This window comes from Chamaesiphon polymorphus CCALA 037 (assembly GCF_003003845.1).
GTDB lineage: Bacteria > Cyanobacteriota > Cyanobacteriia > Cyanobacteriales > Chamaesiphonaceae > Chamaesiphon > Chamaesiphon polymorphus.
On sequence record NZ_PVWO01000173.1, the window covers coordinates 1 to 10,643 of the forward strand.

Annotated in this window: 9 protein-coding genes; 5 read left to right on the forward strand and 4 right to left on the reverse strand. The window is 49.0% G+C overall.

Annotated elements, in window-relative coordinates; genetic code table 11:
* Positions 1-104 precede the first annotated feature (104 nt).
* The 3 genes from C7B77_RS14355 to C7B77_RS14365 are packed head-to-tail and all read right to left on the reverse strand — an operon-like array spanning position 105 to position 2,741.
* Positions 105-983, reverse strand: a complete 879-nt coding sequence (locus C7B77_RS14355) for an aldo/keto reductase (protein ID WP_106305911.1) — start codon at positions 981-983, stop codon at positions 105-107.
* A gap of 33 nt (positions 984-1,016) precedes the next feature.
* Positions 1,017-2,066, reverse strand: coding sequence for an SDR family oxidoreductase (locus C7B77_RS14360; RefSeq protein WP_106305914.1), 1,050 nt, complete (start codon positions 2,064-2,066; stop codon positions 1,017-1,019).
* A gap of 60 nt (positions 2,067-2,126) precedes the next feature.
* Positions 2,127-2,741, reverse strand: coding sequence for a TetR/AcrR family transcriptional regulator (locus tag C7B77_RS14365; protein WP_106305917.1), 615 nt, complete (start codon positions 2,739-2,741; stop codon positions 2,127-2,129).
* A gap of 69 nt (positions 2,742-2,810) precedes the next feature.
* Between C7B77_RS14365 and C7B77_RS29240 the strand changes: the two genes are divergently transcribed.
* A complete protein-coding gene (locus tag C7B77_RS29240; protein ID WP_146138323.1) occupies positions 2,811-2,990 on the forward strand; it encodes a hypothetical protein in 180 nt (59 codons plus the stop codon).
* A gap of 24 nt (positions 2,991-3,014) precedes the next feature.
* Here C7B77_RS29240 and C7B77_RS14370 read toward each other — a convergent pair whose 3' ends face one another.
* Positions 3,015-7,967: a choice-of-anchor I family protein gene (locus C7B77_RS14370; RefSeq protein ID WP_245894201.1), complete on the reverse strand. Its 4,953-nt coding sequence runs from the start codon at positions 7,965-7,967 to the stop codon at positions 3,015-3,017.
* A gap of 237 nt (positions 7,968-8,204) precedes the next feature.
* Between C7B77_RS14370 and C7B77_RS14375 the strand changes: the two genes are divergently transcribed.
* The 4 genes from C7B77_RS14375 (at position 8,205) to C7B77_RS14390 (ending at position 10,340) form a co-directional block, all read left to right on the forward strand.
* Positions 8,205-8,423 (forward strand): hypothetical protein, encoded by a 219-nt coding sequence (locus tag C7B77_RS14375; protein WP_106305920.1) that lies wholly within the window; start codon positions 8,205-8,207, stop codon positions 8,421-8,423.
* A gap of 149 nt (positions 8,424-8,572) precedes the next feature.
* Positions 8,573-9,082, forward strand: a complete 510-nt coding sequence (locus tag C7B77_RS14380) for a DUF4365 domain-containing protein (RefSeq protein ID WP_106305923.1) — start codon at positions 8,573-8,575, stop codon at positions 9,080-9,082.
* Positions 9,082-9,381: a hypothetical protein gene (locus C7B77_RS14385; RefSeq protein ID WP_106305932.1), complete on the forward strand. Its 300-nt coding sequence runs from the start codon at positions 9,082-9,084 to the stop codon at positions 9,379-9,381. The genes C7B77_RS14380 and C7B77_RS14385 overlap by 1 nt, the downstream gene beginning before the upstream one ends.
* 188 nt (positions 9,382-9,569) lie before the next feature.
* Complete coding sequence (locus C7B77_RS14390) at positions 9,570-10,340, forward strand: ADP-ribosylglycohydrolase family protein (RefSeq protein WP_106305926.1); 771 nt, start codon at positions 9,570-9,572, stop codon at positions 10,338-10,340.
* The last annotated feature ends 303 nt before the right edge of the window (positions 10,341-10,643 follow it).

Consider the following 10,643-nt stretch of genomic DNA (forward strand, 5'->3'; position numbering starts at 1 on the left):
TAGCTAAAGATTCCATCCTATTTTGAATAATGTTTTTTGCTCTCGATCGCCATATCATACATCAATTCAGCAACGCCTAAAAATCAACTGTGGGACAATCCAATTCACCTCTGATTTAGCGATTCAAGTTCGACAGCCGTAAGTTTGATTAAAGTAGCCGCAATATTTTCTTCTAAATGAGCGATCGCCGTAGTGCCTGGAATTAACACAATGTTTGGCGCGTGATGCAGCATCCAAGCAAGTGCAACTTGACTGGGTTGAACACCATGTTGTACAGCGATATCCGCCAAAGTTCCCGATGCATTGGCTAACGGTGCTCCTTGCCTCAGTGGGTGTGCTCCCAATGAGCCGTGGGGAATAAACATGAGGTTGTGCTGAGTGCAGTAGTTTAGTACATCCTCACCACTACGGTCTGTGAAGCTGAAGCGATTTTGCACAGCGGCGATCGCAACGATTTGACGGGCTTGCTCAATTTGGGCGATCGACACATTAGATAAGCCGATATGCCGAATCTTCCCTTCCCGTTGCAGTTCTGCCAGCATTTCAATTGACTCTGCAAATGACACATTGGGATCAGGTCGATGTAATTGATAGAGATCGATGCGATCGAGTTTGAGACGTTGCAAACTGGCTTCACAGCCTCGTCGTAGATTTTCTGGGATACCATCAGGTCGGATGTCGTTGGGAGAAGTTTTAACAATGCCACCTTTCGTCGCAATCACAAAATTTTCTGGGTAGGGATGCAGTGCAGCAGCAATCAGTTCTTCATTAAAGCCAGGACCATAGGCTTCAGCCGTGTCGATAAAATTCACACCCAGTTCAACAGCACGGCGTAATAACGTTTTTCCACCCTCCCAATCAGCATAAGCACCAAAGTTTCCAGGTTGCCCAGTCAGGCGCATTGCCCCATAGCCCACTCGATTGACAAGCAAACCATCACTCATCGCATATGTGAGTGGCAGCGATACAGAATCAGTGGTCATATTGCATCTCCATTAATGACTATTGAATCAAATTTAGGGAATCACCTTGTTACGGCGAAAAGTTTCAAACAATTCCAAGAACATCGCCTCGCTATCCATGACCTCATGAAAGCCAGCGCGTTGGGCTTTAGTCGTATCCAGTAGTACATCCCAGTCGCATCGAAAGATAAAGTCACCCAATGCCCAAGCAGCTACATCCTGATAGAGAGTGGAATTGAGATGATATTTCTGAACCATCTGGTTCCACAACGCTTCTTTGTCCGCCATAAATTCAGTCAAAGAAATCGTTTGGGGTGGTGCATACTCCATTTCAAAGAATTGAGCAAACTTAACCCACAAATTCTCCCAGCGGAATGCATCTCCATTCGTAATGTTGAAGGCTTCATTAGCAGCGGTTGGCTCTCCTGATGCCCAAACACTGGCTTTTGCCAGCACGCCTGCATCTGTGACTTGGCATAAGGCATGGTATGCGCTGGGAGTACCTGGAAAGCGAAGCGGTAGACCCAACTCTTTTGAGATGCTTGCATAAACCGCAATGACAAGAGGCAAACTGGGAATGCCGACTATCTCGCTACAAAAGGCTTCTGGTCGAAGTGCTGTCCATGACCAGGATTTTCCCTGCTGTCTCTGCCTTAAAAAGTCTTCTTGATCGTAGTAAAAGTTGGGTGGCATATGGCGCGGATCGGACTCTTTAGCAGGGGTTTTAAATTCGCCTAAATGCCGACCGTAGACTTTGCCACCTTGCATTAAGATAATGCGTTCCAGTTTTGGTGCGATCGGCTCAATCGCATCGACTACATTGGTTAGCATCGCTAAGTTTTCCGCAACTGGACCTGTGAAGGTGGGACCTCCGTAGAAAGCGGTATAGAAAATGTGAGTCACATTACTGAGTGAACTCAACTTTGTTTGGACATCCGGCTGATCGAGCAAATCAACCGAAATAAACTTGGCTCTGCTTTCAAAATTAGGTTCGCGCCTTGCCAGCCCAATTATTTCCCAATCCTCAAGACGCGACAGGTATTCAACCAGATTCCGCCCGATACCTCCCAAAGCACCGACAATGAGAGCTTGTTTCTTACTCATGATTCTACTTCCCTTGTAAGTTTGAATTGTACCATTTAGTCCACTCGCGATCAAAAAAAATTAGTTCGCGGGAGTTGATGTTTTTGCTCCAATCATTGCCATGATAGTTGGCTCAAGTCGATGTAAAAGGTTGACATCATTACGAACTTTTGACTGAAGCAATAGCCCTAAGATAAAAGAGTAAAGGTCTTCAGCCATTGTATGTGGGTCGATGGATGGGTCAATCGACCCTTCATGTTGAGCATCCCGGAGAGCTTGCTCAATAAAACGGACAATCCCTCCAAACATCGTTTGTACCTGTTGACGCATTGTTTCATCAACTAAGCTCAACTCAGCACCCACCAATGAATAGGGACAACCCGGCATTTTACCCGTTTTCTGAATCCCCTGCTGCATATTGTGTTCGATGTAAGCACAGTAATTTCGTAAGCGATCGAGGGGAGCAACGAGTGCCGAAAAGATTCGATTATAATCAGAAGCAGCTTTTTCCCAGTGCGATTGGTACGCTGCCACAGCTAACTCACTCTTACTCTTGAAGAAGTGATAAAAACTACTTTTGCTGATGCCTCCAGCCTTACAAATATCATCGACCGTAACATTGCCGTAGCTGCTCGACCAAATGAGGCTGAGCGCGGTATCAAGCAACTTTTGACGAGTCGTATGCTGTTTATCCATGAGTAATACTGTACGGACTATTTAGTCCAGTGTCAAACCCTAGATTATGAAGATGCATAGAGATATAGTTTGAGTCGAGGCGCGGTCGAACAACCGCGCTGCACCGGAACGTTTCAAGATGGTCGGTTGAGTTGCAAAGGTTATCTGCGTCCGGTGAGCGCGACCGTTACTAATGAAAAGAGAATTGGACGATCGAACAGCTTGACAATCGAGAATCGAAAAAAATCGGCACAACTCATCAAAAGATGAGATGTGCCGATCGAGTGAGTGGAATTAGATAAACACAAAGTTAGTTGCGGTTAGAGTAGTAGTATCGACCCCAGTTAAAGTGGCGATCGTGTTACCGCCGACCGCGATATTATTGCCAGTCCGAGTTAAGTCGGTAAATTTAACTCCGCCAGTAATGCCTAATACATCAGTGCCGATTTGGTAATCGACAATCGTATTCGCAGTTGCTGGAGCTTCACCGTTATAAATCCAGAATTGGTCGGCACCAGCACCACCAGAAAGGAGGTTACTACCGCCGCTACCAGCGAAGAACTTGTCGTTGCCTTCGCCGCCTAAAGCGCGACCATTGGCACCGAGGTAGATGGTATCGTTACCAGCACCAGCGGAGATCCGATAGTCTTTGACATCATTTGCCTCGAAGATATCGTCACCCGTGCTACCAAAAGCTCGATCGCCATTAGCCACGTAGATAACATCATTACCGCTACCGAGATCGATGCGGTTGTTACCAGCATTCGCACCAGAGATCGGCACATCCACGTTGTCGTTACCGGAACCCGTGAAGACGTTATCGTTGAAACCGTCGAAGCCTGGGGTGATGCCAGCGATGAGATTATCGGTTCCCGCAGTTCCCGCAACTAAGGTTGGGGCGACATTATTGGGGGTGACTTCAAATTGGCTGACGATCTTCGGTTGACGATCGATAATTGCTTGGGGGTTGGCTTCGAGTTCGGCGCGGGTGTAAGGGTCGATGCCGTAGGTGGTGACGGTGAGTTTTTGAGTTTGTTTGTCGATATTAAACTCTGTCCAGCCGTAGACGTGGGTAGCAACGTAATCACCTTGGAGGAGTTTGGCGTTAATTAAGCCGTTGGCTTGGGAGAGGTTTTTGTCTAAGCCGAGCGGATCGTAACCTAATGGTGCGAGTCCGCCATCGACGATACCTTTGATGAAGGTGTCTTTTCCGGGGGTGGGGAGCGAGTCGTACAACGCTTTCTGTTGGGGTGTAATTACGCCCAGAGCGGTGCCTAATTGGGCGACAGTCTGCCCGAATGGTTGGGCATAAGCCACAGCACCTGTGGTGATTTCAAAGGCACTGGTGGCGATTTGGGCTTGACCTGGGGCATTTTGATAGGTCAGGTTGTTGACCAGGGTACCGTGGATGTCGGCGGCGACGAAGACGACGTTCTCAATTTTGTTGTCGTTGACAAACTTGAGGATTTCCGTCCGCTCGGCGGCATAACCTTCAAATCGATCGGCGGCTGCGAGTACGCCGATATTTTGGATCGGTTCTGGCACCATGATAAATTTCCAGGTCACGCCATCTTTTTGGGATTGGAGCAGATCCCGTTTGAGGTCGCTTACCTGTTGTTTGCTCAGCATCGTCCGCGTGGGATTGAAGGAATCCACGAGGAATTTACCGACTTCCGCTTGGTCGGCGAGGTTGGCGACATTGGGCAACTCTTTATCGCGGAAAGAACGCGCATCGAGGACGAAGGTAGCGGCATCGTTACCGAAGGTGTTGGCGCGGTAGAGTTTGCGCTCGCCATCGGTACGAGCATCGCCTGGGGTGCTGTAGGTAAGATCGCGCAGCGGGTTGAATTCCTGGAAGGCTTGCAAACCGTTTTCATACAGGGGCGAATCATTCACCAGCCCAGTGTTGGCACCGAATAACGCTCGATCGGCAGCGGTGGCAGTTGCTAAATTCTCGCCGCCTGCAAAGTCGTTGGTGACTTCGTGGTCGTCGATCGTGGCTAGGATGGAGGTAGATGCACGTAAGTCACCGAAGGTATTTTGACCGAAGCGGCTGCCGTATACTTCAGCATTTTTGGCACGGTATTCTGCCAAGGTAGTGACTTGAGATTTCTCGGTACCATCGGGGTTTTTGACAGCGGCGGAAGCTACGTCACCATAGATAGTATCGCCGAGTCCGATGAAGAATTTGAGGTTGGCGGTGTCGGCATTGCTAATCGAGGGATAAGGTGCCAGTTCGCCGCGCCAGTCGCCAGATACGCCGAATTTTAAGCCTGTCTGTTGCCCGACAGCCGCCGCCGTGCTGAATTTACCGCTGGTTTTAACGCCGTTGGCATCGGTGACGCGGTAGAAGTAGTCGGTGTTGGCACTCAAGCCAGTGACATCGACTTTGACGGGTTGGAGGGGATTGGTTGAGGTCGCGGTTTGAGTTCCAACGATCGAGCTAAAGTCGGCCTTGGTGGAGTACTCAAAAGTGACTTTCCCAGGCGCATTAGCTAACGTCCACAGGACGGTGGAGTTTTGGGTGGTATCGCCACTGGCTACCCCATTCGGGAATGCCGATCGCAGGGTCTCTTGGGGCGAAATCGTCGGGACTAAATCAGTTCCCAGGGTCAGGATTTGGGTAAACTGGGCGGCATTGAAGTTATTGTCGCTGACTAAGACAATCGATTGACGACCGTCAGCGAGTTTGGGGCCGAAGGCGAGTCCTTCGATATTGTCTGTGCCAGTAGGATGGTTGCCATCGCTGTTGGGCAGATTCAGACCATCGAGATTTATCAACAGACGTTTTTGGGCGGGGGCGATTGCTTGTAATTGCGTCGGAGTCAAGCTATTGAGCGATTCGATCTTGCTGATATCCGTCGCGCCTTGGAGCTTAACCTCATAGATTTTAATCGTGTTGCCTTGACCGACTGCAAAGGAGCGTTCTAGAGCCAAGAAGGTACCGTTATCGTCGATCGCGAGTAAATCGACCAAACCACTATCAGCCCCGCCACCAGCCGGATTTGGAGCCTTAGCGATCGCATCGGCATTGTAGAGATATTCTTTTTCTGGCTGTCCGGTTGCCAAGTTAAATTGGACGATCCGCGTCCGCGTACCCGCTGCAACAGTTGAAACCGCGCCGTCTGTAAATAAAGCACTCTCGGTTGCAGTATAAAGAGTCTTTTGGTCGGGCGTAATCGTCAAACTCTCGAAGGCAAGGTTGTTGCGGACACCTGCTGTCTGCGTATCGCCAGTATCGACGACACCATTGCCATTCGTATCCGCCACCTTGGGCAAGAATTTGGTCGGAATGGTGAGCGAACGAAGTTCCTGTCCGGTCGCGATCGAAAATTCCTTAATAAATGGATTCGTTACGCGCGTCGCACCGAGATCGGGGCGAACTTCACCTTCGGAAGAGACAAAAATCGTCCCTTTACCGGAGAGCGCGATTCCTTCTGGATCGAGGCTATTGAGAGCGAAAGTTTTACCCGCAGTGTCTTTGAGTGCGGTGACGCTATTAAAAGTGACTCCGGTAGTCGCAATTGTATTCGGATCGAGGGAGAAGTTATAAAACCGTGCTGCGCCCAGTGCAGATCGATCGTCGGAAATCGCATAGTAGCTGTTGCTAGCTCGATCGTAAGCCACCCCAGACAGACCGCCCAATGGCACATCGACACCATCGATTTTACCCGCCGCACCTGTAGGCACCAACCCAGTCGGGAACGTCTTTTGACCGATAAAACTCGCGCTAAATGTCGATCGATCGTCTAAAGATACCTCAAATACACTAACTGTCCGGCTAACTTCCGCTGCTGTAATCAATAACGGCTTGCCAGTCGGACTATCCGCCGCTGAAACAAAGGTCAACCCTTCCACGCCTCGATCTTCAGGCGTATTCAGGTATTGAACGAATTGCGGCTGACTGGGTGTGGTGACATCATAAACGATGACATCGCCCGTCCGTTCCAGACCGACAAAAGCGTAAGTGCGGTTATTAATGACCCCAACTACAACACCTTCGGGTTCTGGCCCTTTATTGTCGCTACGAGTATCAAAAGTCTCCGTAGTACCATCGGAATTAAACAGCGTCGGCGATTGAGCCGCCGTAATTTTTTCCAACTGGTCGCCACTATCAAAGACTTGTTTCCCAGTGCCATCCCAAATCGAGAACGAACGCGCGCCAAACGACTCGATTCGATCGAAATCGCCATCACCATCGGTATCGCCACTAGCATTAGTGACCGTCAACCGACCTAAATTAGCATTTTGCTTGAGCGTCGCCGCAGTCGGGAAGACCGTCGCATCTAAAGCGTAGCCAGCGGCTCCCACGCGCACCTCTTCAGCAAATCCCGTGTAGTCACGAGCGTCACCTTCATTGGCAGTAATATAGTAAGGCTTACCCGCGATCGAGAAACTCGCGATCGCATCCGGTTGATACAGTCCGAATGCAGGCTGATTTTTGATGTCGATCTTACCAGTAGAGGCGGTTAAATCGCGATCGCTAGCATCGATGCCATTCCCTGGCAGATTGTAATTTTTCGCTCCCAGTGGGGCAATGCTGGTAATCGTCCCAGTCGCAATATCCAAAATCGCGATCGCGTTATTTTCTTGGAGCGTTACCCACGCAGTCTTGCCATCTGGGGAAACAGCGATGTATTCTGGCTCTAAATCTTGAGCGACTGTCGCCCCTGGCCCAATAATCCGCACTCCAGCGGCCTTGAGTGCTGCCGCCTGACTATTGAAACTCGTAAAATCTGCCGATTGGACTGTCGCCGCAGCCGCCCCACCAGCAATATTAATGATACTTATCGAACCCTCTGGATCGAAGGATGTTGCTTGTCCGTAGCTATTGGGTTCGCCTTCATTAGCGACCAAAACCTTGGTACCATCGGGGGTAAATGTCAACATATCGGGCAGCGCGCCGACTGTGACTGAGTTCAAAAATGCCCCAGTCGCCGCATTGTAAAAGCTGACCCGTCCGAGTTGTTGGGCGTTGGTGGTAGTGTTTTGAATAGCGTAGGCTACCGCTACGATGCCATTTTTGGTAGCGACGCTGTTGGGAATCGCTTGGGTACCTGCTGGTGGGGTAAATCCAGTAGCGAGGGTACCATTTGCGGTAATTGCTCCAGTACTGCTAATTTGCTGAATTTCGACGACCGATCCAGCGACTACAAATAATCGATCGCTTGCCGGATCGAAAGCGGGGATTTCGGCTCCGTTGGTACTGGTGATACTACCAACTCTTTGTAAAGGTTCGACGTTCATAGGTCTAAAATTATGTGGTTGAAGATCTGGATTTTTTCAGTAACCGTATCGAGGAAAAATGTATCGCCACTTGCACCGCTGGAAGTCGATCGGCTTGAAGATCGGTAGTATCGAACCGAGCGATCTATAAAAATATCGTTTTCGAGAGATATATCACGTCAGCAGTGTCGATCGGAGTAAAAAATGTCACAAGCTGTTCCCAAAAGGAATGAGCACCGATCGTGTCCCCGATCTAAAATGGAATCTCCTCTTGCGGAGCAATCGATTAGAAAATCTGAGCATTACTCGATCCTGACGATCGAACATCCTCTTCCAGATCGATCGAGCATTAAAACAAATATTAGACCTGCAATCCAGAAAGCTGAAATAGCTATTTTCTTTAAAATGAATCGATCGACGCTAGAAATTGGTGCTATTGATGCTTGGAAAATTGTGTGGGAGCGATCGCGATCGTAGATTAATAATGATTACAAGTAACGCCAAATCTCAAAAATTATCTTCCAGGAGTATTTAGACCGATATGACTCCCGATCGCTATCGAAAAGTCTTGTGGCGGCTATTTATGCTACGATTCGGCCAGTCATCCTAACTCATTGTAAGCAACCGTGCTAACCGACCAACATATTTCTGAAGCATTGAGCCGTGCCTATGTGCGGGCGATCGCTGGACGTGCCGGACTCAACTTAGCGATTCGGGAATATGACTATGGCGTAGACGGCAGTTTTGATGAGGTTGTGGTACGCCAAAATCGTCGGGTTGAATCTGGCTTCGCTCTCAGTTTTCAACTCAAAGCCTCAACCCAATGGCAAATCGACAATACTCAGGTTGTTTATGACTTGGAGGTGAAGACATACAATGATTTGATTCTCAGACGCAGCATGAGAGCCGCAACACCCTGTATTCTGATTTTGTTAGCCCTGCCCTCGGATTCGATGGAATGGCTCATCTGTGAAGAAACACAACTCAGATTGCAAGGAACCTGCTACTGGGAATACCTCAGTGGTAGTTTCAGCGAAAATCGCCAGTCCGTGAGGATTAGAATCCCCCGATCGCAACGCCTCACCCCAGAATCTTTGCTAACCTTAATAGAGAACGTCAAAACAGGAGAATGGTGATGACCCCTGAAGCTTTATCGAGTTACCCCCAAATCCAGGAGCTTCACGTTGCCCAAGTGGTCGGCTATCTTCAGGAGACTCACTGGATATCGGTCAGTCATCCCAGTCCACGGTTGCTTGTGTTTGAAAAAGGAGTTGACGATCGCGGCAAGCCAATTCAGATTGTGCTGCCTAGCAAGGATGATTATGAAGACACCCCCTATTTACTAGCTAAAGCGGTAAATCTGCTGTCTGTGCTGGAATCTGTAACATTTCAGGAGATTGTGAATGCGATCGGTGCATTTGCACATGTAAGCTAGAGTGAGATTATCCACAAGAGACGCTACGCGAACGATATAGCGCAACGCATCATTGGGGGATTACTAATGAAAAGAGAATTTTTCGATCGAATCTCCTCTTTCGGAGCGATCGATTAGAAAACTCAATCGTTATTCGATCCTGACGATCGAGCATTAAAACAAATCGCTTCACAGAAAAGGAGACTGTCATGCTCGGTGCAATAGCTGGTGATACGATCGGATCTGTATTCGAGTGGAACAACGTCAAGACTAAGAACTTCCCTCTGTTCTCCACGGACACTTGCTTCACGGATGACACAGTACTCACGGTCGCTCTAGCAGAAGCCATTCTGACGGGAACGGACTACGATCGAGTCATGAGGGCGTACTACTACAGATATCCACAAGCAGGCTATGGCGGCAGCTTTCATGACTGGGCATTATCTGACGCTCCAGCACCGTATTCGAGTTGGGGTAATGGTGCTGCGATGAGGATTAGTCCAGCCGCCTATGCGTATGACACTCTAGATGAAGTGCTGCTCTGGTCGGAACATTTCACCGCAGTGACGCACAACCACCCTGAAGGGATTAAAGGAGGTCAAGCTACTGCCGCAGCGATCTTCATCGCCCGTAAGGAAGGCTCCAAGTCTGACATCCGCCACTTCATCGAGGATCGCTTTGGCTATAACCTATCGCGAACGGTCGATGAGATTCGAGCGACATATGATTTTGACGAGTCTTGCCAAGGAACCGTACCGGAGGCTCTAACTTGTCTTCTAGCAGCATCGGACTTTGAGGATGCTATTCGCAACGCCATCTCCATCGGCGGGGATTCAGACACGCTTGCCTGCATCACGGGTTCCGTGGCAGAGCCGCTCTTTGGCGGAGTACCAGAATCGATCGCCGAGGTTGTGCTGGGCAAGCTAGACCCTCATCTTCGAGGCGTGACGACAGACTTCATCGCCAAGTATGTGAGGTAGGAAAGTATTGCGAACGTTACTATTGACAAAGAGAATTTTTCGATCGAATCCCCTCTTTCGGCGCGATCGATTGGAGCATCCGAGCGTTATTCAATTCTGAAGATCGAACATACTCTTCCCGATCGATCGAGCATTAAAACAAATTTTAGACTGGCAATTCAGAAAGCTGAAACAGCTATTTTATTTAAAATGAATCGATCGACACTAGAAATTGGTGCTATTGCTGCTTGAATGGTTGTGTGGGAGCGATCGCGATCGTAGGTTAATAATTATTACAAGTAATCCCATCTCTCGAAAATTATC

What these genes read in the sequence shown, in the direction of transcription:
- C7B77_RS14355 (WP_106305911.1), bottom strand. Translation starts at nt 983, where the DNA reads ATGACCACTGATTCTGTATCGCTGCCACTCACATATGCGATGAGTGAT.
- C7B77_RS14360 (WP_106305914.1), bottom strand. Translation starts at nt 2,066, where the DNA reads ATGAGTAAGAAACAAGCTCTCATTGTCGGTGCTTTGGGAGGTATCGGG.
- C7B77_RS14365 (WP_106305917.1), bottom strand. Translation starts at nt 2,741, where the DNA reads ATGGATAAACAGCATACGACTCGTCAAAAGTTGCTTGATACCGCGCTC.
- C7B77_RS14370 (WP_245894201.1), bottom strand. Translation starts at nt 7,967, where the DNA reads ATGAACGTCGAACCTTTACAAAGAGTTGGTAGTATCACCAGTACCAAC.
- C7B77_RS14375 (WP_106305920.1), top strand. Translation starts at nt 8,205, where the DNA reads ATGGAATCTCCTCTTGCGGAGCAATCGATTAGAAAATCTGAGCATTAC.
- C7B77_RS14385 (WP_106305932.1), top strand. Translation starts at nt 9,082, where the DNA reads ATGACCCCTGAAGCTTTATCGAGTTACCCCCAAATCCAGGAGCTTCAC.
- C7B77_RS14390 (WP_106305926.1), top strand. Translation starts at nt 9,570, where the DNA reads ATGCTCGGTGCAATAGCTGGTGATACGATCGGATCTGTATTCGAGTGG.